The following is a 26,125-nucleotide window of genomic DNA, read 5'->3' as shown; positions in this document are numbered from 1 at the left end:
AACTTATTGCGATATGGTTACATTAAGGGCAAAGCATCTCTAATGACTTTAGCTTCACGATTAATAACATTTTTTCATTAATTTAAGTGATTAAAAGGCAGTTAAACTGGTTTAACTGCAAATCACTAAAAAGCACCGCTTCCATTTTCCGGAGTAATAATGAAGCATGAGTTATCAAGTATGAAAGCATTTGTCACGCTGGCAGAGTCCAGTTCATTTAACAATGCTGCTAAATTACTTAATATTACGCAACCTGCATTAACGCGCAGAATAAAAAAGATGGAGGAGGATTTACATATTCAACTCTTTGAGCGTACAACTCGCAAGGTTACTTTAACAAAAGCGGGGAGAATGTTGCTTCCTGAGGCGCGGGAATTAATAAAGAAATTCGATGAAACACTGTTTAATATTCGCGATATGAATATTTATCATCGTGGTATGGTGACATTAGCGTGTATTCCTACCGCTGTTTTTTATTTCTTGCCGTTGGCAATTGGCAAATTTAATGAGCTATATCCCAATATTAAAGTGCGAATTCTGGAACAAGGCACGAATAATTGCATGGAATCGGTGCTGTGCAACGAATCGGACTTTGGCATAAACATGAACAACATCACAAATTCATCCATCGATTTTACGCCACTGGTCAACGAGCCGTTTGTGCTGGCCTGTCGGCGTGACCACCCATTAGCCAAAAAGCAGCTGGTGGAATGGCAGGAACTGGTAGGTTACAAAATGATTGGCGTGCGCTCCTCCAGCGGCAACCGACTGCTGATTGAGCAAAAATTGTCCGACAAACCCTGGAAGCTGGACTGGTTTTACGAAGTGCGTCATCTTTCGACGTCATTAGGACTGGTGGAAGCAGGACTGGGGATTTCGGCGCTTCCTGGCCTGGCAATGCCTCATGCGCCCTATTCTTCTATTATTGGTATCCCGCTGGTGGAACCCGTTATACGTCGGACATTGGGGATTATTCGTCGCAAAGATGCCGTGCTTTCTCCGGCAGCAGAACGCTTTTTTGCCTTGCTGATTAATTTGTGGACTGATGATAAAGACAATTTATGGACCAATATCGTCGAACGCCAGAGACATGCGTTACAGGAGATGGGGTAATACCCCGGCGCAGGAAATACTGCGCCGGGTAACTCAACGGTTAGTGTGCGTTCACCACCACCCACATCGGCCCCTGCCCGACCGCATAGCGACCTTTTTCATGCAGTAGCCCCTGCTCGCCAACAATTTCGTAAACTGAGATGTGGTGAGATTTTTGCCCGGCAGCAATCAGATACTTGCCACTGTGATCAACGTTAAAGCCGCGCGGCTGGGTTTCCGTTGGCTGGAAACCTTCTTTGCTCAACACGCTGCCATCTTCCGAAACGCTGAAAACGGTAATCAGACTGGCGGTACGGTCACAGGCGTATAAATGACGACCATCCGGAGTAATATGAATATCAGCCGCCCAACGGGTGTCGGAGAAGTTTTCCGGCATCATATCCAGCGTCTGGACACATTCGATATTGCCGTGCGGATCTTTCAGTTCCCAGACATCCACTGAACTGTTTAACTCATTGACGCAATACGCATATTGTTCGTTTGGATGGAACACCATATGACGCGGCCCGGCGCCTTCAACGGTCGTCACTTCCGCCGGGTCCTGTGCCACCAGATGACCATCATCGCTGACCGTAAACAGGCAGATGCGATCCTGCTTTAATGCCGGAACCCACAGCGTGCGGTTATCCGGTGAGATATTGGCGGAATGGCAGCCGTCCAGCCCCTCGACCACATCGACGACGCCCACTGGCAGGCCATCTTCCAGTCGCGTTACGCTCACGTTACCCGCATTGTAAGAACCTACAAAGACAAACTGCCCCTGGTGATCGGTAGAAATATGCGTCGGGCTACCCGGCAGCGCCGACTCTGCGGCGAATGTCAGTGCACCATCGTCCGGGGCGATACGATACGCCAGGACGCGAAACTCAGGGCGAACGCCAACGTAGAGATAACGTTTGTCCGGGCTGACCACCATCGGCTGCACCTGCCCCGGCACATCAACAACCTGCGTCAGCGTCAGTGCGCCTTCATGATTCAGGTTCCAGACGTGAATTTGCTGGCTCTCAGGGCTGGCGATATAAACTGTTTGCTTCATGAATGCTCCTTTGCATTTAGCAACTGACTGTAACAGCTAAAATTAGTCGCTTTTGGCGGTGAATGCTGAATTAAAGCGCAGAATTTTGTCCGATAGTGGTATCGGTGTACCATTCGCTCAGACGAAAATTCTTAACCTTAATCTGGAATACGCCATGACCACACGCGTGATTGCTCTCGACTTAGACGGCACCTTATTGACCCCGAAAAAGACCTTGCTTCCTTCATCGATAGAAGCCCTGGCCCGCGCTCGCGAAGCAGGCTATCAATTAATCATCGTCACAGGTCGCCATCACGTCGCTATTCATCCTTTTTATCAGGCGCTGGCGCTGGATACACCTGCTATTTGCTGTAATGGCACCTATTTGTATGATTATCATGCAAAAACCGTGCTGGAAGCCGATCCAATGCCCGTAAACAAAGCCCTGCAACTCATTGAGATGCTGAATGAACACCACATTCACGGCCTGATGTATGTGGATGATGCAATGGTGTATGAACACCCGACCGGGCATGTCATTCGTACTTCTAACTGGGCGCAAACCCTGCCACCAGAACAGCGTCCTACCTTTACCCAGGTTGCCTCACTGGCCGAGACGGCACAAGAAGTTAAGGCGGTGTGGAAGTTCGCCCTGACGCACGATGACCTGCCGCGATTGCAGCATTTTGGTAAGCATGTTGAACATGAATTGGGACTGGAGTGCGAATGGTCCTGGCACGATCAGGTTGATATTGCACGCGGCGGCAACAGCAAAGGTAGACGCCTGACGAAATGGATTGAGGCGCAAGGCTGGTCGATGGAAAATGTGATTGCGTTTGGCGATAACTTTAATGATATCAGTATGCTGGAAGCCGCCGGAACGGGTGTGGCGATGGGCAATGCCGATGACGCAGTAAAAGCCCGCGCCAATATTGTGATTGGAGATAACACCACCGACAGCATTGCTCAGTTCATTTATAGCCACCTGATTTAATCAGGCGGTTATCGACACACTTTTAATTTGCGCGTACAGCCACAGACCTGGTCTGATTGCCAGTTCATCCCTCGCCCACGGGCTAATACGCGCCCACAGCTTTTTACCCCCGACTTCCAGTTCGACCTCCACCTGGCCGTTGTCGTCATAGCTATTGACCACTTTTGCGCGCAACACGTTACGAATGCTGGTTTGCTGCGGAGGCTGTAAAACCAGCGAGACATCGGAAGCCTGAATGCGGATACGTAGCGCAGCTTGCAGCGGCGCGTCCAGCTTATTGACCCACAAATGCTGATCGCCCAGCGCCAGCGCGGTCATCGCGTAATGCGGATGATGCTCAAGCACCGTCACTTTCAGAATGCTACTTTGTTGCTCTTTCGGCAGCCACGGATTCATCACGCTACTACCCCAGACTTCTTCCAGCGCGCCAAAGGCTTTCACCTGACCGTTTTCCAGCACCATCACTCTGTCTGCCAGATGGAGGATCTCATCCAGAGAATGGCTGACATACAACATCGGAATGTTGATTTCCCGCGTCAGACGTTGCAGATAAGGCAACAGTTCGCGTTTACGCGGAATATCCAGTGACGCCAGCGGTTCATCCAGCAACAGCAATTCCGGCGCTGTCAGCAAAGCCCGCCCAATCGCCACACGCTGTTTTTCGCCACCGGACAGGCTGCCAGGTAAACGGTCAAGTAGCGGTTCAATGCCTAAAAGCGCCACCAGCTTGTCGAACTGATCGACCATGCTTTTCGCCATGCCGTAGCGCAGATTGCCACGCACTTTGTAATGCGGAAACAGCCGCGCATCCTGAAACACATAGCCAACACGACGCTTTTCTGGCGTCAGGCAGATACCTTTTTCGGCATCATTTAGTACCCGACCATTGAGGACAATCCGCCCTTTTTGCGGACGCGTCAGTCCACTGATGGCGTTAATCAGCGAGGTTTTTCCGGCACCGGAGACGCCAAAGATAGCAGTGATGCCGTTGGCGGGCAGCGTTTCATTAATGGTCAGGCAATGGTTGCCCAACGTCTGGGAAAAATTCAGTTCCAGCATGATTAGCGCCCCGCCCGCTCACGGCTGATTCTGGCCAGCCATTCTGAAATCAACAGAGAGATCATCGCCAGCGCAATAGAGATGATGCAAAGTCTCGCCGCACCGCTTTCCCCGCCAGGAGTCTGGATCAAGGTATACATGGCTGAAGGAATGGTTCGCGTTTCACCAGGAATGTTAGAAACAAAGGTGATAGTTGCACCAAACTCACCGAGCGAACGAGCGAAAGCCAGCACCGTACCGACAATAATTCCTGGTAAGGTCAGCGGTAACGTAATAGTAAAGAAAACGCGCCAGCGCCCGGCACCCAGTGTTCTTGCGGCCTGTTCCAGTTTGACATCAACCCCTTCCAACGCCAGACGAATTGCCCGCACCATCAGCGGAAAAGACATGACGGCGGCAGCGAGAACCGCACCGCGCCAGCTAAAGGCGAAGGTAATGCCAAACCAGTCATACAGGCGTTCACCGATAAATCCGCGCCGTCCCATAGAGACTAACAGCAAGTAACCAACGACCACGGGCGGTAACACCAGCGGTAGATGCAGTACGCTGTCGAGCAGAGCTTTGCCCGGAAAAGTGCAACGCACCAGTAACCAGGCAAAAAAGATCCCAAACGGCAGGCTAAACAGCACAGCCAGGGAAGAAACTTTCAGGCTTAGTAAAACCGCCTGCCATTCTGGATCGGTCAGTATCATTACTTAGTTGTAAATCCGTAACGTTTAAAGATTTCCGCAGCCTGCGGTCCCTTCAGATAATCATAAAATGCTTTCACTGCCGCATTGTTATGCCCTTCAACAACAGCAACCGGATATTCCACTTTTTTATGTGAATCTTCCGGGAAGGTGGCAACCACTTTTACCCCTTTGCTGGCAACTGCGTCAGAACCGTAAACAATGCCCAGCGGAGCTTCATTACGTTCGACCAGCGCCAGCGCCCCACGAACATCTTCCGCCGGAGCCAGTTTCGGGGAGAGCGTATCCCATGCGCCCAGTTTTTGCAGTGCTTCTTTCGCATAAATGCCAGCGGGGACATGTTCCGGATCGCCAACCGCCAGGCGACCGCCATTCAGCAGCGAAGTCCAGTTGGTTTTACTGTCGATAGTGAAATCTTTCTGTGCACTGGTTTTCGGTGCTACAACGACCAGACTATTGCCGAGCAATGTCTGGCGCGTGGCAGTATCGATCGCTTTTTTATCAACCGCATAATCCATCCATTTCTGATCGGCAGAAATAAACAGATCCGCAGGCGCACCCGCTTCAATCTGACGAGCCAGGGTAGAAGACGAGGCGAAAGAAGAAACGACGTCCACGCCTTTCTCTTTTTTATATTGCGTAGCGATGTCCTGCATTGCGTTGGTCAGTGATGCTGCCGCAAAAACTGTAATCTTCCCTTCGTCTGCCAGCGCATTGCCTGCAAGAGTTAAAGAGAGCGCCGCTCCGGCAAACAAGTTCAACCATTTACGAGCCATTGGTAACCCCTTCATGTAACGTTATGTAGGCAACAATATAACGACTGATTCAGAATTTTCCCAGCAGTTATTGTTAACCTTTGAGAGGTAGCTAGAAAAAATATCGGCAGGAAAAGCAGGAAGTTGAGAAAAAAGAAAATGCCCGACTAAGCGGGCATTCAGGGAATCAATGATTTTGTCCGGGCTGGTCTTTTTTACCAACACCAGAAAAGATGTTGAATACTTCACCAAGACCGTAAATCAGACCCAGGATGATGGCCATCACGACAGGTACCATGATTACGGCGAATACCAGACTTTTTAATAACTCTAACATGGTCAACTCCAGATATAGTCCTGTCACTATTCTAACCGCTAAGCACAGAAAAGCACTCCCCTTTTGTGCGGTCAGCTTTGCGTGGCGTTCGTTTTCCGTCACAATAAGACTTTTGCCAGGACATTGTTATGCAGGCCGAAATCCTTCTCACCCTTAAGCTTCAACAAAAGCTCTTTGCCGACCCACGTCGCATTTCGCTACTAAAACACATTGCCCTTTCCGGTTCTATCAGCCAGGGGGCGAAAGATGCCGGTATCAGCTATAAAAGTGCCTGGGATGCCATTAACGAGATGAATCAGTTAAGTGAGCATATTCTGGTTGAGCGTGCAACAGGCGGTAAAGGTGGCGGCGGCGCAGTACTGACCCGCTATGGTCAGCGGCTGATTCAGCTCTATGACCTCCTGGCGCAGATCCAGCAAAAAGCCTTTGATGTATTAAGTGACGACGACGCCCTGCCGCTGAACAGCCTGCTGGCAGCTATCTCACGTTTTTCACTGCAGACCAGCGCCCGTAACCAGTGGTTCGGCACCATCACCGCCCGCGATCATGATGACGTTCAACAGCATGTTGATGTCTTACTGGCTGATGGTAAAACACGATTAAAAGTCGCGATTACCGCGCAAAGCGGCGCGCGTCTGGGTCTGGATGAAGGCAAAGAAGTATTGATACTGCTGAAAGCGCCGTGGGTAGGTATTACTCAGGACAAGGCGGTCGCACAAAACGCCGACAACCAATTGCCGGGCATTATTAGTCATATTGAGCGCGGCGCGGAGCAGTGCGAAGTATTAATGGCGCTACCCGACGGGCAAACCCTGTGCGCTACGGTGCCGTTAAATGAAGCAGCTTCTCTTGAGCAAGGGCAGAATGTCACGGCCTACTTTAATGCCGACAGCGTAATTATCGCCACGCTGTGCTAAGCGTGTTGACAATTTGTTATGAAACACGTATCCCTGTCAGTAATCGCTGCAAAAAATGGGATACAAAATGTCATCGTTGCAAATTTTGCAAGGCACGTTTCGTCTTAGCGACACAAAAACGCTGCAATTGTCTCAGCTAACGTTAAACGCGGGTGATAGTTGGGCGTTTGTCGGTTCAAATGGCAGCGGGAAGTCGGCGCTGGCTCGCGCGCTGGCCGGTGAACTTTCGCTTTTGAAAGGCGAACGGCAAAACCAGTTTTCCCGCATCACTCGTCTCTCCTTCGAGCAGTTACAAAAGCTCGTCAGCGACGAATGGCAGCGGAATAATACCGATATGCTAAGTCCTGGCGAAGCTGACACCGGGCGTACCACGGCTGAGATCATTCAGGATGACGTTAAAGATGCACAGCGTTGTGCGCAGCTGGCACAGCAGTTCGGTATTACCGCTCTCCTCGACCGACGCTTTAAATACCTTTCCACTGGCGAGACGCGTAAAACCCTGCTCTGTCAGGCGCTGATGTCAGATCCTGATTTACTGATTCTTGATGAACCATTCGATGGCCTTGACGTTGCCTCACGTCAGCAACTGGCAGAACTGCTCGCCTCGTTACATCAGTCTGGTATTACTCTGGTACTGGTGCTCAATCGCTTCGATGAGATCCCGGAATTTGTCCAGTTTGCCGGTGTGCTGGCGGATTGCACGTTAGCGGAAACTGGCGCGAAAGAAGAACTGTTCCAACAGGCACTCGTCGCACAACTGGCGCACAGCGAGAAACTTGCTGGCGTGCAGCTACCAGAGCCGGATGAACCTTCAGCACGTCACGCCTTACCCGCCAGCGAACCGCGCATTGTGCTGAACAACGGCGTGGTTTCTTATAATGATCGCCCCATTCTTAATAACCTTAGCTGGCAGGTGAATCCAGGCGAACACTGGCAAATTATCGGGCCAAATGGCGCGGGAAAATCGACGTTATTAAGCCTGATTACTGGCGATCACCCGCAAGGTTACAGCAACGATTTGACGCTTTTCGGACGACGCCGTGGCAGCGGCGAAACCATCTGGGATATCAAAAAGCATATCGGTTACGTCAGCAGTAGTTTGCATCTGGATTACCGCGTCAGCACCACTGTGCGTAATGTGATCCTTTCTGGCTATTTTGATTCGATTGGCATTTATCAGGCCGTTTCGGATCGCCAGCACAAACTGGTGCAGCAGTGGCTGGATATTCTCGGCATTGATAAACGCACCGCAGACGCCCCTTTCCATAGCCTTTCCTGGGGACAACAGCGTCTGGCATTGATCGTCCGGGCACTGGTGAAGCATCCGACCTTGCTTATTCTTGATGAACCATTGCAGGGGCTTGATCCACTCAATCGCCAGCTTATCCGTAGATTTGTTGATGTGCTGATTAGCGAAGGTGAAACGCAGTTGTTGTTTGTTTCACACCACGCCGAAGATGCGCCAGCCTGTATTACCCATCGTCTGGAGTTCGTGCCAGACGGTGACCTCTATCGTTATGCGCTTACCAAAATAAATTGAGTGACTATGCCGGATGCGGTGTGAACGCCTTATCCGGTCTACGGTTTAACGCATCCAGGCATGAAAACGCGCTTTTTTTCAGATAAAAGGCGCAATCATTCATAAACCCTCTGTTTTATAATCATTTAATTGCGCATAGAAAATGGCTAAATTCTTGTGTAAACGATTCCACTAATTTATTCCATGTCACACTTTTCGCATCTTTGTTATGCTATGGTTATTTCATACCATAAGCCTGATGGAGCGAATTATGAGAGTTCTGGTTACCGGTGGTAGCGGTTACATTGGAAGTCATACCTGTGTGCAATTACTGCAAAACGGTCATGATGTCATCATTCTTGATAACCTCTGTAACAGTAAGCGCAGCGTACTGCCTGTTATCGAGCGTTTAGGCGGCAAACATCCGACGTTTGTTGAAGGCGATATCCGTAACGAAGCGTTGATGACCGAGATCCTGCACGATCACGCTATCGACACCGTGATCCACTTCGCCGGGCTGAAAGCCGTTGGCGAATCGGTACAAAAACCGCTGGAATATTACGACAACAACGTCAACGGTACTCTGCGCCTGATTAGCGCCATGCGCGCCGCTAACGTCAAAAACTTTATTTTTAGTTCCTCCGCCACCGTTTATGGCGATCAGCCCAAAATTCCATACGTTGAAAGTTTCCCGACCGGCACACCGCAAAGCCCTTACGGCAAAAGCAAGCTGATGGTGGAACAAATCCTTACCGACCTGCAAAAAGCCCAGCCGGACTGGAGCATTGCCCTGCTGCGCTACTTCAACCCGGTTGGCGCGCATCCGTCGGGCGATATGGGCGAAGATCCGCAAGGCATTCCGAATAACCTGATGCCGTACATTGCCCAGGTTGCTGTAGGCCGTCGCGACTCGCTGGCGATTTTTGGTAACGATTATCCGACCGAAGACGGCACTGGCGTACGCGATTACATCCACGTAATGGACCTGGCAGACGGTCACGTCGTGGCGATGGAAAAACTGGCGAACAAGCCTGGCGTACACATCTACAACCTCGGCGCAGGCGTAGGCAGCAGCGTGCTGGACGTGGTTAATGCCTTCAGCAAAGCCTGCGGCAAACCGGTTAATTATCATTTTGCACCGCGTCGCGAAGGCGACCTTCCGGCCTACTGGGCGGACGCCAGCAAAGCCGAGCGCGAACTGAACTGGCGCGTAACGCGCACTCTTGACGAAATGGCGCAGGACACCTGGCACTGGCAGTCACGCCATCCACAGGGATATCCCGATTAAGGAACGACCATGACGCAATTTAATCCCGTTGATCATCCACATCGCCGCTATAACCCACTCACCGGGCAATGGATTCTGGTTTCACCGCACCGCGCTAAGCGCCCCTGGCAGGGGGCGCAGGAAACGCCAGCCAAACAGGTGTTACCTGCGCACGATCCAGATTGCTTCCTTTGCGCAGGTAATGTGCGGGTGACAGGCGATAAAAACCCCGATTACACCGGGACTTACGTTTTTACCAATGACTTTGCGGCGCTGATGTCCGACACGCCAGACGCGCCGGAAAGTCACGATCCGCTGATGCGTTGCCAGAGCGCGCGTGGCACCAGCCGGGTGATCTGCTTTTCACCGGATCACAGTAAAACACTGCCAGAGCTCAGCGTTGCAGCATTGACAGAAATCGTCAAAACCTGGCAAGAGCAAACCGCAGAACTAGGGAAAACATACCCGTGGGTGCAGGTTTTTGAAAACAAAGGTGCGGCGATGGGGTGCTCTAACCCGCATCCGCACGGTCAGATTTGGGCAAATAGCTTCCTGCCTAACGAAGCTGAGCGTGAAGACCGCCTGCAAAAAGAATATTTCGCCGAACAGAAATCGCCAATGCTGGTGGATTATGTCCAGCGTGAACTGGCAGACGGTAGTCGTACCGTTGTCGAAACCGAGCACTGGTTAGCCATAGTGCCCTACTGGGCTGCCTGGCCGTTCGAAACGCTACTGTTGCCTAAAGCCCACGTTTTGCGGATCACCGATTTGACCGACGTCCAGCGCAGCGATTTGGCGCTGGCGTTGAAAAAGCTGACCAGTCGTTATGACAACCTCTTCCAGTGTTCCTTCCCCTATTCTATGGGCTGGCACGGCGCGCCGTTTAATGGCGAAGAGAATCAACACTGGCAGCTGCACGCGCACTTTTATCCACCTCTGTTGCGCTCTGCCACTGTACGTAAATTTATGGTCGGTTATGAAATGTTGGCAGAGACCCAGCGTGACCTGACGGCAGAACAGGCAGCAGAGCGTTTGCGCGCAGTCAGCGATATCCATTTTCGCGAATCCGGAGTGTAAGAAATGAGTCTGAAAGAAAAAACACAATCTCTGTTTGCCAACGCATTTGGCTACCCTGCCACTCATACCATTCAGGCGCCTGGGCGCGTGAATCTTATTGGCGAACACACCGACTACAACGACGGTTTCGTTCTGCCCTGCGCGATTGATTATCAAACCGTGATCAGTTGTGCGCCACGCGATGACCGTAAAGTTCGCGTAATGGCAGCCGATTATGAAAATCAGACTGACGAGTTTTCCCTTGATGCGCCCATTGTCGCGCATGAAAACTATCAATGGGCGAACTACGTTCGTGGCGTGGTAAAACATCTGCAACTGCGTAACAATAGCTTCGGCGGTGTGGACATGGTGATCAGCGGCAATGTGCCGCAGGGTGCCGGGTTAAGTTCTTCCGCTTCACTGGAAGTCGCGGTCGGAACCGTATTGCAGCAGATTTATCATCTGCCGCTGGACGGCGCACAAATCGCGCTTAACGGTCAGGAAGCAGAAAACCAGTTTGTTGGCTGTAACTGCGGGATCATGGATCAGCTAATTTCCGCACTGGGTAAGAAGGATCATGCCTTGCTGATCGATTGCCGCTCTCTGGGAACCAAAGCCGTTTCCATGCCGAAAGGTGTGGCTGTCGTCATCATCAACAGTAACTTCAAACGCACCCTGGTTGGCAGCGAATACAACACCCGTCGTGAACAGTGCGAAACCGGTGCGCGTTTCTTCCAGCAGCCAGCCCTGCGCGATGTCACCATTGAAGAGTTCAACGCTGTTGCGCATGAACTGGACCCGATCGTGGCGAAACGCGTGCGTCATATCCTGACTGAAAACGCCCGCACCGTTGAAGCTGCCAGCGCGCTGGAGCAAGGCGACCTGAAACGTATGGGCGAGTTGATGGCGGAGTCTCATGCCTCTATGCGCGATGATTTCGAAATCACCGTGCCGCAAATTGACACTCTGGTAGAAATCGTAAAAGCTGTGATTGGCGACAAAGGTGGCGTACGCATGACCGGTGGCGGATTTGGCGGCTGTATCGTCGCGCTGATCCCGGAAGAACTGGTGCCTGCCGTACAGCAAGCTGTCGCTGAACAATATGAAGCCAAAACAGGTATTAAAGAGACTTTTTACGTTTGTAAACCATCACAAGGAGCAGGACAGTGCTGAACGAAACTCCCGCACTGGCACCCGATGGTCAGCCGTACCGACTGTTAACTTTGCGTAACAACGCAGGGATGGTAGTCACGCTGATGGACTGGGGTGCGACTTTACTTTCAGCCCGTATTCCGCTTTCCGATGGCAGCGTCCGCGAGGCGCTGCTCGGCTGCGCCAGCCCGGAATGCTACCAGGATCAGGCCGCGTTTCTGGGAGCCTCTATTGGTCGTTATGCCAACCGTATCGCCAATAGTCGTTATACCTTTGGCGGTGAAACCGTGACGCTTTCGCCAAGTCAGGGTGTTAACCAGCTGCATGGCGGCCCGGAAGGGTTCGACAAACGCCGCTGGCAAATTGTTAACCAGAACGATCGTCAGGTGCTGTTTGCCCTGACTTCAGAAGATGGCGATCAAGGCTTTCCGGGGAATCTCGGCGCGACGGTGCAGTATCGTCTGACCGACGATAACCGTATCTCTATTACTTATCGCGCCACAGTTGATAAACCTTGCCCGGTGAATATGACTAACCACGTCTATTTCAACCTCGACGGCGAGCAGTCTGACGTGCGTAATCACAAGTTGCAGATTCTGGCGGACGAATATCTGCCGGTTGATGAAGGCGGCATTCCGCACGACGGCCTGAAATCTGTCGCCGGGACATCTTTTGATTTCCGCAGTGCCAAAATCATCGCCAGTGAGTTTCTTGCCGATGACGATCAGCGCAAAGTGAAAGGTTACGATCACGCGTTCTTGTTACAGGCCAAAGGCGATGGCAAGAAAGTGGCGGCGCATGTCTGGTCAGCAGATGAAAAATTGCAGTTGAAGGTCTACACCACCGCTCCGGCTCTGCAATTCTACTCCGGCAACTTCCTCGGCGGCACGCCGTCACGAGGAACCGAACCTTACGCCGACTGGCAAGGGCTGGCTCTGGAAAGCGAGTTTCTGCCGGACAGTCCTAACCATCCTGAATGGCCGCAACCGGACTGCTTCCTGCGTCCAGGCGAAGAGTATTCCAGCCTGACGGAATATCAGTTTATTGCTGAGTAACCTGAAGCCCTCGTGATGAGGGCTTTATCCTCATATTGTTCAAATCACCAGCAAGCACCGACATATTTGCAACTCAATATTCACAACAACCTTACACTGCGACACTATTTTCGCTATGGTTATGCGTAAGCATTGCTGTTGCTTCGTCACGGCAATATAATGAGAATTATTATCATTTAATAATGATTTGAGGAGTAAGTATATGGCTGTAACTAAGCTAGTTCTGGTTCGTCATGGCGAAAGTCAGTGGAACAAAGAAAACCGTTTCACCGGTTGGTACGACGTGGATCTGTCTGAGAAAGGCGTAAGCGAAGCAAAAGCAGCAGGTAAGCTGCTGAAAGAGGAAGGTTACAGCTTTGACTTTGCTTACACCTCTGTGCTGAAACGCGCTATCCATACCCTGTGGAATGTGCTGGACGAACTGGATCAGGCATGGCTGCCCGTTGAGAAATCCTGGAAACTGAACGAACGTCACTACGGTGCGTTGCAGGGTCTGAACAAAGCAGAAACCGCTGAAAAGTATGGCGACGAGCAGGTGAAACAGTGGCGTCGTGGTTTTGCAGTGACTCCGCCGGAACTGACTAAAGATGATGAGCGTTATCCGGGTCACGATCCGCGTTACGCGAAACTGAGCGAGAAAGAACTGCCGCTGACTGAAAGTCTGGCGCTGACCATTGACCGCGTTATCCCTTACTGGAATGAAACCATTCTGCCGCGTATGAAGAGCGGTGAGCGCGTGATCATCGCGGCACACGGTAACTCGTTACGTGCGCTGGTGAAATATCTCGATAACATGAGCGAAGAAGAGATTCTTGAGCTGAATATTCCGACCGGCGTGCCGCTGGTTTATGAGTTTGACGAGAACTTCAAACCGCTGAAACGCTATTATCTGGGTAATGCTGACGAGATCGCAGCGAAAGCAGCGGCGGTGGCTAACCAGGGTAAAGCGAAGTAAACGTCATTCGTTTAAAAATGAGAAAGCCGACTGCAAGTGAGTCGGCTTTTTTGTTGCTAACAATGGAGCACATTGCCTGATGCGACGCTGCGCGTCTTATCAGGGCTACAAACGTACAGTCATGGCGTTTCGACTATAAATTACCCGCGACGTGCTTTCACTGCGTTCGCCAGTTGGCGTAACAGTGCGTCGGTATCTTCCCAGCCAATGCAGGCATCGGTGATGCTCTTGCCATAGGCCAGCGGCTCACCGCTTTCCAGGCTCTGGTTCCCTTCCACCAGGTGGCTTTCAACCATCACGCCAATAATGGCTGTTTCGCCACCGGCAATTTGCTGGCAAACGTCAGCGCAAACTTCCATCTGCTTTTTGAACTGTTTGGACGAATTTGCATGGCTGAAATCAATCATAACTTGAGCTGGCAGACCTGCTTTGTTCAGCCCTTCTTTCACTTCAGCAACGTGCTTCGCGCTGTAGTTAGGCTCTTTACCGCCGCGCAGAATGATATGGCAATCGCCGTTACCGCTGGTATTCACAATCGCCGAATGCCCCCATTTGGTTACAGACAGGAAGCAGTGCGGCGCACCGGCGGCATTAATAGCATCGATAGCCACTTTAATCGTACCGTCGGTGCCATTTTTGAAACCTACCGGGCAAGAAAGACCGGACGCCAGTTCGCGGTGAACCTGAGATTCGGTTGTACGTGCACCAATTGCGCCCCAACTCATCAGGTCAGCGAGATACTGCGGGGTGATCATATCGAGAAATTCACCCGCCGCTGGCAGACCACTGTCGTTAATATCGAGCAGCAACTTACGGGCAATGCGCAAACCGTCGTTGATCTGGAAGCTGTTGTCCATATGCGGATCGTTGATCAGCCCCTTCCAGCCCACCGTGGTGCGCGGCTTTTCAAAATAGACGCGCATAACGATTTCCAGCTCATCTTTCAGCTCTTCACGCAGCGCCAGCAAGCGAGTGGCATACTCTTTAGCCGCGACGGGATCATGAATAGAACACGGGCCAATCACCACCAACAGGCGATCATCATTACCTTTCAGGATCTTATGGATCGCTTTTCTGGCATGGGCAACCGTATTCGCGGCATTTTCGGTAGCAGGGAATTTTTCCAGCAGTGCGACAGGTGGAAGTAACTCTTTGATTTCTTTGATACGTAAATCGTCGTTCTGATAATTCATGTCTGTTCCAGTGTTGCCATACTTATCTTGGTGAATGCAATCCCTCCAATCTATATCTTCCGTCAGAATGTGTAAACGGGGTTTTACACTATGAACGGATTAATCCTGGAATTAGCAAGAAAAACGCCAGATTGTCGCGAAAAACGAGATCTGACCTACAATTTCTAACTGTAACTTCTCTGTTTATTAATTTTTTCAAGATTCTCTGCTGGATTTATTCTTCTGGCTGAAATCTTAAACCATTACCTGATATTCACCTGCAAATGCACTGTTGGAAGAGGTTATCCGACATAACGACCATAACAGGAGCATCCTATGAAAATGACAAAACTGGCCACACTATTTCTGACTGCCACTCTAAGCCTTGCCAGCGGTGCCGCGCTGGCTGCCGATAGCGGTGCGCAAACCAATAATGGCCAGGCAAACGCCGCAGCTGATGCGGGTCAGGTTGCCCCGGACGCCCGTGAAAATGTCGCACCAAATAACGTTGATAATAGCGGGGTTAATAACAACTCAGGCGGCACCATGCTGCACCCGAACGGTTCATCAATGGACAATGACGGCATGACCAAAGATGAAGAGCACAAAAATACGATGTGCAAAGATGGTCGCTGCCCGGACATTAATAAAAAAGTACAAACCGGTGATGGCATCAACAATGATGTCGATACCAAAACCGACGGTACTACGCAGTAAGCCAGGATATATGGCTGATAATGGGAGAGCGGAGGCTCTCCTTTTTAATTTTTCCCTTCTAAAAGCAGTATGATGTCATAAAGTTAAGTGAGATAAATTAAGGGATGACTCGTCATGGCGCACTCACACTCACACGCTTCCTCACACCTGCCAGAAGATAATAATGCTCGTCGCTTGTTGTATGCTTTCGGCGTGACTGCCGGGTTTATGCTGGTTGAGGTTATTGGCGGTTTTCTCTCAGGCTCTCTGGCGTTGCTGGCCGACGCGGGTCATATGTTGACCGATACTGCCGCCCTGCTTTTCGCCCTGCTTGCCGTACAATTTTCACGTCGTCCTCCCACCATCCGCCACACTTTCGGTTGGCTAAGATTGACCACGCTCGCGGCGTTTGTGAATGCCATCGCCCTGGTGGTGATTACCATTTTGATTGTCTGGGAGGCGATAGAACGCTTCCGCACGCCGCGTCCGGTCGAGGGCGGCATGATGATGGCAATTGCCGTGGCTGGGTTGCTGGCAAATATACTTTCTTTCTGGTTACTTCATCACGGCAGCGAAGAGAAAAACCTCAACGTGCGCGCAGCGGCACTGCATGTACTGGGAGATCTTCTGGGTTCGGTTGGTGCTATCGTTGCCGCGTTGATTATTATCTGGACCGGCTGGACGCCTGCTGACCCCATTCTCTCGATACTGGTGTCGCTTCTGGTTCTGCGCAGCGCGTGGCGATTATTGAAAGACAGCGTGAATGAATTACTTGAAGGTGCGCCGGTGTCGCTGGATATCGCTGAACTCAAGCGCCGTATGTGTCGGGAAATTCCGGAAGTCCGAAATGTGCATCATGTACACGTGTGGATGGTGGGTGAGAAGCCAGTAATGACGCTGCATGTGCAGGTGATCCCACCACACGATCACGATGCGTTGTTGGACAAGATCCAACATTATCTGATGGATCACTATCAGATTGAGCACGCCACCATCCAGATGGAATATCAACCTTGTCATGGGCCAGACTGCCACCTGAATGAAGGGGTGTCTGGCCATTCACATCATCACCATTAATGGGACAGCGCGCGTGAGCCTCTTTCGCGTGCGCTGTTGATCCACATTCGGCTGCCGTTGAGGGCAATAAACGTCAGGATCAGATACTCCAGCGACATGGCATAGACGCCCTGCAAGGCGAAAATCACCACGCTAATTACGTTAATAATGACCCACAGCAACCAGTTTTCGACGTATTTCCGCGTCATCAGAATCATTGCCACGATGGAGAGTACCATCATGCAGGAATCCCACAACGGGAAGGCGTCCGGTTGTAATTCCGGCATCGCAACTTGTAATCCCAACGCTTGCATAATCGTGACTGCAACGTGTGTCAGGAACGCAAATACCGGATTGATAAATACCGTCATCAGACCAATAGCAATGACACAAACCGCCAGCCAGGTTAATGCCTTCGGCAATGGTAACCAGCGAATTTTCAACTCCGCCTCGTTCTGACTGGTTTGTCGCGACCACGCATACCAGCCGTAAATATTCGCGGCAAAGAAAAACACCTGTAATAGCAGGCTGGCATACAGCTGAATCTGAAAGAAAATAATGCCAAACAAGGTGACGTTGATCAGGCCAAAGAAGTAGTTGCTGATCTTCTCCAGACTGGCAAGGCCAATACACAGCAACCCGGCGATCGTGCCTACCGCTTCGATCCATGAAAGATCGTAACCGCCCGCCCCTATTGGTATATGTACCAGGATATTCTGTACACTAAAAAAATCCATCTTTCCCCCAAAGCGTAACGTTACGCCTTATTATTCGTTATCCACGTAGTGTAGCCGCAAATTCCAGCATACGATTGAGCGGCACTAGCGCCCTCTCTCGCAGCCTTTCATCAACATGAACCTCGTGATTGCTTCCTTCCTGTTCTAATGCCTCTGCGATGGCCTGAAGGCCATTCATGGCCATCCACGGGCAATGCGCGCAGCTACGGCAAGTTGCTCCCTCGCCAGCGGTTGGTGCTTCCAGTAACTCTTTGTCTGGCACTGCCTGCTGCATTTTGTAGAAGATACCCCGGTCAGTCGCCACAATAAGGCGCCGATGCGGCAATGTTTTCGCAGCATTGATCAACTGACTTGTGGAACCGACCGCATCCGCCATATCGACAATGGCTTGTGGTGATTCCGGATGCACCAGTATGGCTGCATCAGGGTGTTGTTTTTGTAAACGGATTAACGCCTGAGTCTTAAACTCATCATGCACAATGCAGGCACCTTGCCAGCATATAATATCTGCCCCCGTCTGCTTTTGTACGTAACGCCCCAGGTGTTTGTCTGGTGCCCAGATGAGTTTTTCACCCAGACTATCCAGATGATCAATGAGTTCAACAACAATACTTGAAGTCACCACCCAGTCTGCACGCGCTTTTACTGCAGCAGAAGTGTTAGCGTAGACCACGACAGTGCGATCGGGATGGGCATCACAAAATGCGTTAAATTCTTCAATTGGGCAGCCGAGATCCAGTGAACATTCAGCCTGAAGTGTCGGCATCAGAATTGTTTTTTCCGGGCTGAGAATTTTGGCGGTTTCTCCCATAAATCTCACCCCGGCTACGAGTAGCGTTGAAGCGGGATGTTTGGCACCAAAGCGCGCCATTTCTAAAGAATCAGAAATACAACCACCCGTTTCTTCTGCCAGTTGTTGAATTTCAGGATCGGTATAGTAGTGGGCAACCATCACCGCATTACGTTCTTTTAGCAGACGTTTTATTTTCTCACGGTAATACGCTTTCTCATCAATGCTTAACGGCGTCGGCTTCGGGGGGAAAGGATAAATCGCCGTGTCTGGATCAAACATCACGCTCATCTTACCATCTCGTTTTACAGGCTTAACATTTAAACCGATATAAAGCGTGATGTTCGCCGTTATCGGTTTGATTTGTTTTATATGCTAAACAAGATAGCCGAACAGTGGGGAAAAGTCACTCGAATTACGTATGAGATGTCGGATGTAATGCCAGGTATCTTATTTCCACCGACGTAGAGTTGCTTACGCAGCAAGCGCAAAGTATGTCATCAGGGTTAAGAATTGAAATTGTGGAATGCCTGAATAGCAAAAAAGCGCCTTTAGGGCGCTTTTTTACATTGGTGGGTCGTGCAGGATGATTCGCTTCGCTCGCCCTTCGGGTCGTCTCCGCGAGCGGCTCCGTTGTTTCGCTGCGCTCAACTCGAACCTGCTGCAGGTTCGAATCTTTGAATATCGCAGATAGCAAAAAAGCGCCTTTAGGGCGCTTTTTTACATTGGTGGGTCGTGCAGGATTCGAACCTGCGACCAATTGATTAAAAGTCAACTGCTCTACCAACTGAGCTAACGACCCCTTGCGGGATTATGCTGCTTTAATCATTCAGGATGGTGGGTCGTGCAGGATTCGAACCTGCGACCAATTGATTAAAAGTCAACTGCTCTACCAACTGAGCTAACGACCCATACGGGTGTTACCTGAAAGATTTTTTACTTGATGCCAATATTAAAATTGGTGGGTCGTGCAGGATTCGAACCTGCGACCAATTGATTAAAAGTCAACTGCTCTACCAACTGAGCTAACGACCCGAGTGGTGGGTGATGACGGGATCGAACCGCCGACCCCCTCCTTGTAAGGGAGGTGCTCTCCCAGCTGAGCTAATCACCCGATACTGCGCTGGATACTACAAACTACTTCCACCGAACCCACCGTAATTAGTGGTGGGTCGTGCAGGATTCGAACCTGCGACCAATTGATTAAAAGTCAACTGCTCTACCAACTGAGCTAACGACCCGGTGGTGGGTGATGACGGGATCGAACCGCCGACCCCCTCCTTGTAAGGGAGGTGCTCTCCCAGCTGAGCTAATCACCCGATACTACGCTGGATACTACTTAAAGTGGTGGGTCGTGCAGGATTCGAACCTGCGACCAATTGATTAAAAGTCAACTGCTCTACCAACTGAGCTAACGACCCACTTTTGCGTTGCTTTCGAGTTGTTTGATATCCCGTGGCAACGGCGGCATATATTACTGATTTCAGATTTGAGCGCAACAAAAATTTCGATGTAGATCACTCAACTGCTTATGATTCGCACGACACGACCAGAAATAATGCGACTTCTGGTCGTGTGTTATGCATTACATCGCGTTCAGACGTTTTTGCGCCTGTTTTGCGCCATCAGTCCCAGGGTATTTACTGATAACCTGCTGGTACACGGCTTTCGCTTTCGCGGTGTCACCTTTGTCCTGCATGATGACGCCAACTTTAAACATCGCATCCGCAGCCTTCGGTGACTTCGGATAGTTTTTCACCACCGAAGCAAAATAGTAGGCCGCATCATCTTTCTTACCCTTGTTGTAGTTTAACTGACCCAGCCAATAATTGGCGTTTGGCAGGTAAGTTGAATCAGGGTAATTTTTGATGAAATTCTGAAATGCCACCATTGCGTCATCCTGGCGGGATTTATCCTGTACCAGCGCAATAGCTGCATTGTAATCCGTGTTTGCATCGCCGCTTTTCACCGGCGCGCCAGCATTCGCAGTACCAGCATCAGCTGTCGGCGTCGTTGATGCCGCCGCACCGCTTTGATCGCTGCTGGTTGATTGCGCCGCTGCACCATCGCTGCTGAGGCTGTCGATCTGCAACAGGATCTGCTTTTGCCGCTCCACGACCTGATTCAGTTGATACTGATTTTCCTGAATCTGACCACGCAGGGAATCAATATCGGATTGATTATCAGAGAGTTGTTGCTGGAGTTGGGTTAAAAGCTGGCTGTGAGCATTAGAAATACGCTCAAGTTGAGTGACGCGGTCTTCGACCGAGCCCGAGCCGACACTACTGATTGGTGCCTGAGCAAAAGCGGCCCAAGGGGCCGCTATACCAACCAGTAACGACAGACTCAATAGTTGATGTCTGAAGTTACTGCTCATGCAATTCTCTTAGTAAACCAGTACCGCACGACGGTTTTTGGAGTATGCCGCTTCGTCATGACCCAGTACTGCAGGTTTTTCTTTACCGTAAGAAACGATGGAGATCTGGTCTGCAGAAACGCCTTTACCCTGCAGGTACATCTTAACGGCGTTCGCACGACGTTCACCCAGGGAGATGTTGTATTCCGGAGTACCACGTTCGTCCGCGTGACCTTCTACGGTGACTTTGTAAGACGGGTTGCTACGCAGGAAGTTTGCGTGTGCATCCAGCATTTGAGCGAAATCAGAACGGATATCGTACTTGTCCAGATCGAAGTAAACGATGTTGTTCTGCTGCAGCTGTTGCATTTGCAGACGAGCCTGCTCTTCGGAAGACATATTGCCGTTGCCGCCGTTCGCATCCATACCAGTGCCGGCACCCAGCATGCCTTCGCTGCCGTCATTGCTGGCGTTCTTATTGGAAGAACATGCCGCAATAGCCATAACAGGCAGAGCGATCATCAGCCCTTTCAGCACTTTGTTCAGTTGCATTTCAATGATTCCTTTACTATTCAATTAATTATTATCACAGATACGGCGACCAGGCAGGGAATTTGACCTGTCCATCAGTTGCCGGAAGACGCGCTTTGAAACGCCCATCTGTAGAAACCAAATTCAGCACGGATCCCATCCCCTGAGAAGAGCTGTAGATTACCATAGTGCCGTTAGGTGCCAGACTTGGCGTTTCATCCAGGAACGTTGACGACAGAACTTGTACGCCTCCCGTTACCAGATCTTGTTTGGCAATGTGCTGCTGTCCACCATTGGAGCTGACCATTACCATAAATTTACCGTCGCTGCTGACATCCGCATCCTGGTTCTGCGAACCTTCCCAGGTAATACGTTGTGGCGCACCGCCGTTAATATTCACTTTATAAACCTGCGGACGACCGGCCTGGTCAGAAGTGAAGGCCAGGTTCTGGCTGTCCGGGAACCAGGTCGGTTCGGTGTTGTTGCTGCGACCATCAGTCACCTGACGAATCTGACCAGAAGCCAAATCCATTACGTACAGGTTCAGGCTACCGGTTTTCGACAGAGCGAATGCCAGCTTGCTGCCGTCTGGCGAGAATGCAGGCGCACCATTGTGACGAGGGAATGAGGCTACCTGACGTACAGCACCATTTGCCAGCGTCTGGATGACCAGCGCGGAACGACCGCTTTCGAAGGTGACATATGCCAGTTTAGAGCCATCCGGTGACCACGCCGGAGACATCAGCGGCTGCGGTGAGCGATGAACCACAAACTGGTTGTAACCGTCATAGTCAGATACGCGCAGTTCATACGGGAACTGACCGCCATTGGTCTGAACAACGTAGGCAATACGGGTACGGAACGCACCTTTAATGCCGGTCAGTTTTTCAAACACTTCGTCACTGGCGGTATGACCAGCATAACGCAGCCATTGCTTGTTAACTTTATATGAGTTCTGAGCAAGTACAGTACCCGGCGCACCGCCGGTATCAACCAGCTGATAAGCAACATTGTAAGAGCCGTCAGGATTCGGAGTGACCTGACCTACAACGACAGCATCAATGCCCAATGCAGACCATGCAGCAGGTTGAACTTCTTGCGCACTACCCGGCTGCTGTGGCAGACGAGCGCGATCTAACGGATTAAACTTACCGCTGTTACGCAAGTCAGCAGCAACGATGCCACCAATATCTTCGGGTGCCGCGCCAGGGCCTGCCCACTGGAAAGGAACTACACCAATAGGACGACCGGAATCTACACCGCTGTCGATCACAATGCGGACTTCAGCGTGCAGAACTGATGCCCACAGTATGAGAAAACCAAATGCTACTCGTAATGCCTGCTTCATCATATCTCCCTTATCTGGACAGATAGCCCACGATAATTTAGCAGAATGTTAACAAACTCAAATACACAAAACTACCAGAACCCAGCGACAACCGATGTTTGATGTTAACCGCCGTGACGGTCAACATCGCGATTACGGCTTGAAGTCCAATGGTGCGTTTTTGAACACTTCATATACTGCCTGGCTTGGTGGTTTCGGGATCTTCGCAAGTTTAGCTGCTGCCAACGCAGCCTGACAAAGTGCGGGATCGCCACCTTCAGGTTTGATATCCAGTAACATACCATCTGGCGCCAGTTTTATGCGCAGCGTACAGGTTTTGCCTGCATAGGACGATGCGTCATAGAACTTACTTTCGATAGCAGATTTAATCTGCCCGGCATAGTTATTGATATCTGCGCCTGATGCGCCATTGTTTTTAGTATTACCACTCCCGGCAGGCGAAGCATTGTTCCCTTTCGCACCACCACCGGTTTTCGGTGCATTCTTACCAGAGCTTAGCTCACCGAAAATATCATCTGCCTCTGCGGCAGCTTTTGCTGCAGCGGCTTTTTCAGCGGCTGCTTTTGCCGCTGCCGCTTTTTTGTCTGCGGCGGCTTTTTCTGCAGCTGCTTTCTTATCAGCAGCAGCCTTTTCAGCAGCCGCTTTTTCTGCTGCTTTTTTCTCTGCTGCGGCTTTCTCTGCTGCCGCTTTCTTATCAGCAGCAGCTTTTTCTGCCGCTGCTTTCTTCTCAGCTTCGGCCTTCGCTTTTTCAGCAGCTTCGGCAGCCGCTTTTTTTCTCGCTTCTGCTGCTGCGGCTTCTGCTGCTTCCGCCTTCTTCTTCAGCGCCGCAGCAGCTTTAGCGGCTTCAGCCTCGGCTTTTTTCTGTGCTTCAGCAGCGGCTTTGGCGGCTTCTGCTTCCGCTTTTTTCTTCGCGTCTGCAGCCGCTTTCTTCGCAGCTTCTGCGGCTGCTTTGGCATCCGCTTCGGCCTTCGCTTTGGCATCTGCTGCCGCTTTCGCTGCCGCCTCTTCCGCTTGCTTCTGCTTTAACTCGGCCTGTTTAGCGGCTTCTTCAGCCTGCTTTTTCTGTTCCTGAGCAGCTAACCGCTCTTTCTCAAGTTGCTTCAGGCGTTCCTGTTCAGCCGCTTGTTTCTCACGCAGTTCTTCAGCAGCCTGCTGTTCCTTCATCTTGCGCTGCTCTTCGGAACGCTTCGCGCTTGATTCCTGGCTTTGCATACGTTTGTACTGCTCAACTACCGCACCTGAGTCAACCATTACCGCGTCGATGGACGAACCACCGCCGCCTCCGGCTGAAGCTTCTATATTCTCATCGAACGAACTCCAGATCAGCGCCGCAAATAAGATGACATGCAGCACTGCTGAAATAATTATCGCCCGCTTGAGCTTGTCGTTTTGTTCGGTTGCCTTTGACACTCTCGGTTCCCAAAAACTGTTCGCCTGTTACCCGCTCTCTTTCAAGCAAGGGAAACGCAGATGCTTAGATAGGCTGCGTCATTAAACCAACCGATTTCACACCCGCACTATGTAACAAGTTCAGTGCTTTAATTATTTCATCGTAAGGCACATTTTTTGCGCCACCGATCAGAAAGACCGTTTTCGGATTAGCCTTGAAACGGCTGGACACTTCCGCCACCACCTGCTCTGGGGGTAAACGCTCCAGACGATCTTTCTCAACCACCACGGTGTACTGACCAATACCAGACACTTCAACAATCACTGGCGGGTTATCGTTACTGCTCACCGCCTGCGATTCAGTAGCGTCTGGCAGATCGACCTCCACGCTCTGGGTAATGATGGGCGCTGTCGCCATAAAGATCAGCAACAGCACCAGCAGTACGTCCAGCAACGGAACAATGTTGATTTCGGACTTGAGATCGCGACGACCTCGTCCACGCGCTCTGGCCATGGCTTACCCCTTGTTGCTCTCACTAACGGTAAACGCCTGGCGGTGCAGAATCGCGGTAAACTCTTCCATAAAGTTGTCGTAATTCAGTTCCAGTTTGTTTACGCGCTGGTTGAGGCGGTTATAAGCCATTACCGCTGGAATTGCGGCGAACAGACCAATTGCCGTCGCAATCAACGCTTCTGCGATACCGGGCGCAACCATTTGCAGCGTTGCCTGCTTCACTGCGCCAAGAGCGATAAAGGCATGCATGATCCCCCAGACTGTACCAAACAGACCAATATATGGGCTGATGGAACCTACCGTACCGAGGAATGGAATGTGCGTTTCCAGATTTTCCAGTTCACGGTTCATCGAGATACGCATCGCTCGTGAGGCCCCTTCTACTACGGCTTCCGGCGCATGGCTATTGGCACGATGCAGGCGCACAAATTCTTTGAACCCGCTGTAAAAGATTTGTTCCGAACCAGTGAGATTATCCCGTTTTCCCTGGCTCTCCTGATAGAGGCGAGAAAGTTCGATTCCAGACCAGAATTTATCTTCAAACGCTTCGGCTTCACGCGCCGCAGCGTTCAGAATACGGGTCCGCTGGATAATAATGGCCCAGGATGCGATTGAAAAACCAATCAAAATCAGCATGATAAGTTTAACCAGAAGGCTAGCCTTCAGGAACAAATCAAGGATATTCATGTCAGTCACTGCTTAAACTCCGCGACAATAGACTTAGGAAGCGCACGAGGCTTCATTTTGAGTGGGTCAACGCAAACAATCAGAACCTCGGCTTCATTCAGCAGAGTATTCTCAGCGTTGACAATACGTTGCGTGAAAACCAAAGAGGTGCCACGCATTGATGTTATTTCAGTCTGTATTTCGAGCATATCGTCGAGCCGTGCAGGTGCGTAATATTCCACCGTCATTTTACGTACCACGAAGGCAACACGCTCAGCCATCAGCGCCTGTTGACTGAAGTGATGGTGACGCAGCATCTCTGTGCGTGCTCTTTCATAAAAAGCGATGTAACTGGCGTGGTACACCACACCACCGGCATCGGTATCTTCATAGTAGACGCGAACCGGCCATCGAAACAGCGTTGTATTCACTTTACATCCCGGTAATGCAACAAAAGTTAGAACTTTTAAACGCTGCTACTATACGCGTGCGATTGAGGTTTGGGAATGAGGGCAAGTTAAGGGAGCGTAAAAATTTATGGACTGTTGAAGGTCCATAAATTTTTAAAGAGAATTCTGATTTAAAAGAAGAAGAAAATCAGCCCGACAATGAGAACAATATCGGCAAGCAGTGGGCAAAAAATCCCTTGCCAAAGAACCTTCTGCGGACGAAAACCCACGCCGTGAATCACGCCAGCACAGACGGCCCACATCAGCAATAAACCATGCCAGATTTCCAGTTCACTGGTCTTCGCGGCGAAACGTGATGGATCCCAAAACATACATCCTGCTAACAGAAGCGCCATCACGAAGGAAAGCGCCCGCAGAGGGCGCTTGTCCATTACCGCATACAAGGTTGCGATAATCTTGCTCATTAGCTGTCTTCTTGACCGGCTTTACCTGATTCGACGTGCTCAAGCGCCAGCGCGGTGATTACCCCAAATGAACAGGCAAGAAGCGTTCCCAGAATCCATGCGAAATACCACAT

At 50.8% G+C, this 26,125-nt stretch carries 28 protein-coding genes, 7 tRNA genes and 1 other RNA gene; 11 read left to right on the top strand and 25 right to left on the bottom strand.

The window, feature by feature from the left end:
* The first annotated feature begins 159 nt into the window (after nt 1-159).
* On the top strand, nt 160-1,113 hold the full coding sequence (locus RGV86_RS19840; protein WP_000679976.1) for a LysR family transcriptional regulator: 954 nt from the start codon (nt 160-162) through the stop codon (nt 1,111-1,113).
* A gap of 40 nt (nt 1,114-1,153) precedes the next feature.
* On the opposite strand, the gene pgl is transcribed toward RGV86_RS19840, so the two are convergent.
* Entirely contained in the window at nt 1,154-2,149 is a 996-nt protein-coding gene (gene pgl / locus RGV86_RS19835) for a 6-phosphogluconolactonase (protein WP_000815435.1), read from the bottom strand.
* Nucleotides 2,150-2,303: 154 nt separating this feature from the next.
* Between pgl and ybhA the strand changes: the two genes are divergently transcribed.
* Nucleotides 2,304-3,122: a bifunctional pyridoxal phosphate/fructose-1,6-bisphosphate phosphatase gene (ybhA, locus tag RGV86_RS19830; protein WP_010347396.1), complete on the top strand. Its 819-nt coding sequence runs from the start codon at nt 2,304-2,306 to the stop codon at nt 3,120-3,122.
* Here the strand turns inward: ybhA and modC are convergent, their stop codons facing one another.
* From modC to acrZ, 4 genes are all read right to left on the bottom strand, one after another.
* On the bottom strand, nt 3,123-4,181 hold the full coding sequence (modC, locus tag RGV86_RS19825; protein WP_085460533.1) for a molybdenum ABC transporter ATP-binding protein ModC: 1,059 nt from the start codon (nt 4,179-4,181) through the stop codon (nt 3,123-3,125).
* Between the two features lie 2 nt (nt 4,182-4,183).
* On the bottom strand, nt 4,184-4,873 hold the full coding sequence (gene modB / locus RGV86_RS19820) for a molybdate ABC transporter permease subunit (RefSeq protein WP_000604034.1): 690 nt from the start codon (nt 4,871-4,873) through the stop codon (nt 4,184-4,186).
* Complete coding sequence (modA, locus tag RGV86_RS19815) at nt 4,873-5,646, bottom strand: molybdate ABC transporter substrate-binding protein (RefSeq protein WP_000113010.1); 774 nt, start codon at nt 5,644-5,646, stop codon at nt 4,873-4,875. The genes modB and modA overlap by 1 nt, the downstream gene beginning before the upstream one ends.
* 166 nt (nt 5,647-5,812) lie before the next feature.
* On the bottom strand, nt 5,813-5,962 hold the full coding sequence (gene acrZ, locus RGV86_RS19810) for a multidrug efflux pump accessory protein AcrZ (protein ID WP_000891515.1): 150 nt from the start codon (nt 5,960-5,962) through the stop codon (nt 5,813-5,815).
* Between the two features lie 128 nt (nt 5,963-6,090).
* Between acrZ and modE the strand changes: the two genes are divergently transcribed.
* The 7 genes from modE to gpmA all read left to right on the top strand — a co-directional run bounded on the left by modE (nt 6,091) and on the right by gpmA (nt 13,883).
* Nucleotides 6,091-6,879, top strand: a complete 789-nt coding sequence (gene modE, locus RGV86_RS19805; protein ID WP_001147441.1) for a molybdenum-dependent transcriptional regulator — start codon at nt 6,091-6,093, stop codon at nt 6,877-6,879.
* Nucleotides 6,880-6,946: 67 nt separating this feature from the next.
* Nucleotides 6,947-8,419 (top strand): molybdate ABC transporter ATP-binding protein ModF, encoded by a 1,473-nt coding sequence (gene modF, locus RGV86_RS19800; protein WP_085460532.1) that lies wholly within the window; start codon nt 6,947-6,949, stop codon nt 8,417-8,419.
* Between the two features lie 250 nt (nt 8,420-8,669).
* On the top strand, nt 8,670-9,686 hold the full coding sequence (gene galE, locus RGV86_RS19795; RefSeq protein WP_001265444.1) for a UDP-glucose 4-epimerase GalE: 1,017 nt from the start codon (nt 8,670-8,672) through the stop codon (nt 9,684-9,686).
* A gap of 9 nt (nt 9,687-9,695) precedes the next feature.
* Nucleotides 9,696-10,742 carry a galactose-1-phosphate uridylyltransferase gene (gene galT / locus RGV86_RS19790; RefSeq protein ID WP_000191494.1) on the top strand — a complete coding sequence of 349 codons (1,047 nt, stop codon included), beginning with the start codon at nt 9,696-9,698 and terminating at the stop codon, nt 10,740-10,742.
* 3 nt (nt 10,743-10,745) lie between these two features.
* Entirely contained in the window at nt 10,746-11,894 is a 1,149-nt protein-coding gene (galK, locus tag RGV86_RS19785; RefSeq protein WP_000053447.1) for a galactokinase, read from the top strand.
* Nucleotides 11,888-12,928, top strand: coding sequence for a galactose-1-epimerase (gene galM, locus RGV86_RS19780; RefSeq protein WP_000931411.1), 1,041 nt, complete (start codon nt 11,888-11,890; stop codon nt 12,926-12,928). The genes galK and galM overlap by 7 nt, the downstream gene beginning before the upstream one ends.
* Before the next feature lie 202 nt (nt 12,929-13,130).
* Nucleotides 13,131-13,883: a 2,3-diphosphoglycerate-dependent phosphoglycerate mutase gene (gpmA, locus tag RGV86_RS19775; protein WP_001295305.1), complete on the top strand. Its 753-nt coding sequence runs from the start codon at nt 13,131-13,133 to the stop codon at nt 13,881-13,883.
* Nucleotides 13,884-14,023: 140 nt separating this feature from the next.
* Here the strand turns inward: gpmA and aroG are convergent, their stop codons facing one another.
* Complete coding sequence (gene aroG / locus RGV86_RS19770) at nt 14,024-15,076, bottom strand: 3-deoxy-7-phosphoheptulonate synthase AroG (protein WP_021550469.1); 1,053 nt, start codon at nt 15,074-15,076, stop codon at nt 14,024-14,026.
* A gap of 315 nt (nt 15,077-15,391) precedes the next feature.
* Between aroG and RGV86_RS19765 the strand changes: the two genes are divergently transcribed.
* Nucleotides 15,392-15,772 carry a YbgS-like family protein gene (locus RGV86_RS19765; RefSeq protein WP_000784355.1) on the top strand — a complete coding sequence of 127 codons (381 nt, stop codon included), beginning with the start codon at nt 15,392-15,394 and terminating at the stop codon, nt 15,770-15,772.
* Between the two features lie 114 nt (nt 15,773-15,886).
* Nucleotides 15,887-16,828 (top strand): CDF family zinc transporter ZitB, encoded by a 942-nt coding sequence (gene zitB, locus RGV86_RS19760; RefSeq protein ID WP_032224980.1) that lies wholly within the window; start codon nt 15,887-15,889, stop codon nt 16,826-16,828.
* Here zitB and pnuC read toward each other — a convergent pair.
* The 19 genes from pnuC to cydX form a co-directional block, all read right to left on the bottom strand.
* Nucleotides 16,825-17,544 (bottom strand): nicotinamide riboside transporter PnuC, encoded by a 720-nt coding sequence (gene pnuC, locus RGV86_RS19755; RefSeq protein ID WP_085460531.1) that lies wholly within the window; start codon nt 17,542-17,544, stop codon nt 16,825-16,827. The genes zitB and pnuC overlap by 4 nt on opposite strands.
* 37 nt (nt 17,545-17,581) lie before the next feature.
* Nucleotides 17,582-18,625 (bottom strand): quinolinate synthase NadA, encoded by a 1,044-nt coding sequence (nadA, locus tag RGV86_RS19750; protein WP_309508453.1) that lies wholly within the window; start codon nt 18,623-18,625, stop codon nt 17,582-17,584.
* Between the two features lie 279 nt (nt 18,626-18,904).
* Nucleotides 18,905-19,036: non-coding RNA, RtT sRNA (locus RGV86_RS19745), on the bottom strand.
* 24 nt (nt 19,037-19,060) lie between these two features.
* Nucleotides 19,061-19,136, bottom strand: a tRNA-Lys gene (locus RGV86_RS19740).
* A 33-nt stretch (nt 19,137-19,169) separates the two neighbouring features.
* Nucleotides 19,170-19,245, bottom strand: a tRNA-Lys gene (locus RGV86_RS19735).
* 48 nt (nt 19,246-19,293) lie between these two features.
* A tRNA-Lys gene (locus RGV86_RS19730) sits at nt 19,294-19,369 on the bottom strand.
* Nucleotides 19,370-19,372: 3 nt separating this feature from the next.
* A tRNA-Val gene (locus RGV86_RS19725) sits at nt 19,373-19,448 on the bottom strand.
* A gap of 51 nt (nt 19,449-19,499) precedes the next feature.
* A tRNA-Lys gene (locus tag RGV86_RS19720) sits at nt 19,500-19,575 on the bottom strand.
* A 2-nt stretch (nt 19,576-19,577) separates the two neighbouring features.
* Nucleotides 19,578-19,653: transfer RNA gene (locus RGV86_RS19715), tRNA-Val, on the bottom strand.
* 26 nt (nt 19,654-19,679) lie between these two features.
* Nucleotides 19,680-19,755: transfer RNA gene (locus RGV86_RS19710), tRNA-Lys, on the bottom strand.
* A 164-nt stretch (nt 19,756-19,919) separates the two neighbouring features.
* Complete coding sequence (cpoB, locus tag RGV86_RS19705; protein WP_085460530.1) at nt 19,920-20,711, bottom strand: cell division protein CpoB; 792 nt, start codon at nt 20,709-20,711, stop codon at nt 19,920-19,922.
* 9 nt (nt 20,712-20,720) lie between these two features.
* Nucleotides 20,721-21,242 carry a peptidoglycan-associated lipoprotein Pal gene (gene pal, locus RGV86_RS19700; protein ID WP_001295306.1) on the bottom strand — a complete coding sequence of 174 codons (522 nt, stop codon included), beginning with the start codon at nt 21,240-21,242 and terminating at the stop codon, nt 20,721-20,723.
* Between the two features lie 34 nt (nt 21,243-21,276).
* Complete coding sequence (gene tolB, locus RGV86_RS19695; protein WP_010352214.1) at nt 21,277-22,569, bottom strand: Tol-Pal system beta propeller repeat protein TolB; 1,293 nt, start codon at nt 22,567-22,569, stop codon at nt 21,277-21,279.
* A gap of 132 nt (nt 22,570-22,701) precedes the next feature.
* On the bottom strand, nt 22,702-23,979 hold the full coding sequence (gene tolA, locus RGV86_RS19690) for a cell envelope integrity protein TolA (protein ID WP_000030705.1): 1,278 nt from the start codon (nt 23,977-23,979) through the stop codon (nt 22,702-22,704).
* 64 nt (nt 23,980-24,043) lie between these two features.
* Nucleotides 24,044-24,472 carry a colicin uptake protein TolR gene (gene tolR, locus RGV86_RS19685; RefSeq protein ID WP_000090099.1) on the bottom strand — a complete coding sequence of 143 codons (429 nt, stop codon included), beginning with the start codon at nt 24,470-24,472 and terminating at the stop codon, nt 24,044-24,046.
* A gap of 3 nt (nt 24,473-24,475) precedes the next feature.
* The gene (gene tolQ / locus RGV86_RS19680; protein ID WP_000131314.1) at nt 24,476-25,168 is read right to left on the bottom strand and encodes a Tol-Pal system protein TolQ; all 693 of its coding nucleotides are present in this window, start codon (nt 25,166-25,168) and stop codon (nt 24,476-24,478) included.
* Nucleotides 25,165-25,569, bottom strand: a complete 405-nt coding sequence (gene ybgC / locus RGV86_RS19675; RefSeq protein ID WP_001098372.1) for a tol-pal system-associated acyl-CoA thioesterase — start codon at nt 25,567-25,569, stop codon at nt 25,165-25,167. Before ybgC ends, tolQ begins: the two co-directional genes overlap by 4 nt.
* A gap of 149 nt (nt 25,570-25,718) precedes the next feature.
* Nucleotides 25,719-26,012 (bottom strand): cyd operon protein YbgE, encoded by a 294-nt coding sequence (gene ybgE / locus RGV86_RS19670; protein ID WP_000034602.1) that lies wholly within the window; start codon nt 26,010-26,012, stop codon nt 25,719-25,721.
* Nucleotides 26,012-26,125, bottom strand: a complete 114-nt coding sequence (cydX, locus tag RGV86_RS19665) for a cytochrome bd-I oxidase subunit CydX (RefSeq protein ID WP_000270283.1) — start codon at nt 26,123-26,125, stop codon at nt 26,012-26,014. Before cydX ends, ybgE begins: the two co-directional genes overlap by 1 nt.

It is taken from the genome of Escherichia ruysiae, assembly GCF_031323975.1.
Lineage (GTDB): Bacteria > Pseudomonadota > Gammaproteobacteria > Enterobacterales > Enterobacteriaceae > Escherichia > Escherichia ruysiae.
Note: the sequence above shows the minus strand (reverse complement) of the source record. Positions and strands in the feature narration are given on the sequence as shown.

Excerpts from the sequence above, each read along its gene's own strand:
- RGV86_RS19840 (WP_000679976.1), top strand. The coding sequence starts at position 160 with ATGAAGCATGAGTTATCAAGTATGAAAGCATTTGTCACGCTGGCAGAG.
- pgl (WP_000815435.1), bottom strand. The coding sequence starts at position 2,149 with ATGAAGCAAACAGTTTATATCGCCAGCCCTGAGAGCCAGCAAATTCAC.
- ybhA (WP_010347396.1), top strand. The coding sequence starts at position 2,304 with ATGACCACACGCGTGATTGCTCTCGACTTAGACGGCACCTTATTGACC.
- modC (WP_085460533.1), bottom strand. The coding sequence starts at position 4,181 with ATGCTGGAACTGAATTTTTCCCAGACGTTGGGCAACCATTGCCTGACC.
- modB (WP_000604034.1), bottom strand. The coding sequence starts at position 4,873 with ATGATACTGACCGATCCAGAATGGCAGGCGGTTTTACTAAGCCTGAAA.
- modA (WP_000113010.1), bottom strand. The coding sequence starts at position 5,646 with ATGGCTCGTAAATGGTTGAACTTGTTTGCCGGAGCGGCGCTCTCTTTA.
- acrZ (WP_000891515.1), bottom strand. The coding sequence starts at position 5,962 with ATGTTAGAGTTATTAAAAAGTCTGGTATTCGCCGTAATCATGGTACCT.
- modE (WP_001147441.1), top strand. The coding sequence starts at position 6,091 with ATGCAGGCCGAAATCCTTCTCACCCTTAAGCTTCAACAAAAGCTCTTT.
- modF (WP_085460532.1), top strand. The coding sequence starts at position 6,947 with ATGTCATCGTTGCAAATTTTGCAAGGCACGTTTCGTCTTAGCGACACA.
- galE (WP_001265444.1), top strand. The coding sequence starts at position 8,670 with ATGAGAGTTCTGGTTACCGGTGGTAGCGGTTACATTGGAAGTCATACC.
- galT (WP_000191494.1), top strand. The coding sequence starts at position 9,696 with ATGACGCAATTTAATCCCGTTGATCATCCACATCGCCGCTATAACCCA.
- galK (WP_000053447.1), top strand. The coding sequence starts at position 10,746 with ATGAGTCTGAAAGAAAAAACACAATCTCTGTTTGCCAACGCATTTGGC.
- gpmA (WP_001295305.1), top strand. The coding sequence starts at position 13,131 with ATGGCTGTAACTAAGCTAGTTCTGGTTCGTCATGGCGAAAGTCAGTGG.
- aroG (WP_021550469.1), bottom strand. The coding sequence starts at position 15,076 with ATGAATTATCAGAACGACGATTTACGTATCAAAGAAATCAAAGAGTTA.
- RGV86_RS19765 (WP_000784355.1), top strand. The coding sequence starts at position 15,392 with ATGAAAATGACAAAACTGGCCACACTATTTCTGACTGCCACTCTAAGC.
- zitB (WP_032224980.1), top strand. The coding sequence starts at position 15,887 with ATGGCGCACTCACACTCACACGCTTCCTCACACCTGCCAGAAGATAAT.
- pnuC (WP_085460531.1), bottom strand. The coding sequence starts at position 17,544 with ATGGATTTTTTTAGTGTACAGAATATCCTGGTACATATACCAATAGGG.
- nadA (WP_309508453.1), bottom strand. The coding sequence starts at position 18,625 with ATGAGCGTGATGTTTGATCCAGACACGGCGATTTATCCTTTCCCCCCG.
- cpoB (WP_085460530.1), bottom strand. The coding sequence starts at position 20,711 with ATGAGCAGTAACTTCAGACATCAACTATTGAGTCTGTCGTTACTGGTT.
- pal (WP_001295306.1), bottom strand. The coding sequence starts at position 21,242 with ATGCAACTGAACAAAGTGCTGAAAGGGCTGATGATCGCTCTGCCTGTT.
- tolB (WP_010352214.1), bottom strand. The coding sequence starts at position 22,569 with ATGAAGCAGGCATTACGAGTAGCATTTGGTTTTCTCATACTGTGGGCA.
- tolR (WP_000090099.1), bottom strand. The coding sequence starts at position 24,472 with ATGGCCAGAGCGCGTGGACGAGGTCGTCGCGATCTCAAGTCCGAAATC.
- ybgE (WP_000034602.1), bottom strand. The coding sequence starts at position 26,012 with ATGAGCAAGATTATCGCAACCTTGTATGCGGTAATGGACAAGCGCCCT.
- cydX (WP_000270283.1), bottom strand. The coding sequence starts at position 26,125 with ATGTGGTATTTCGCATGGATTCTGGGAACGCTTCTTGCCTGTTCATTT.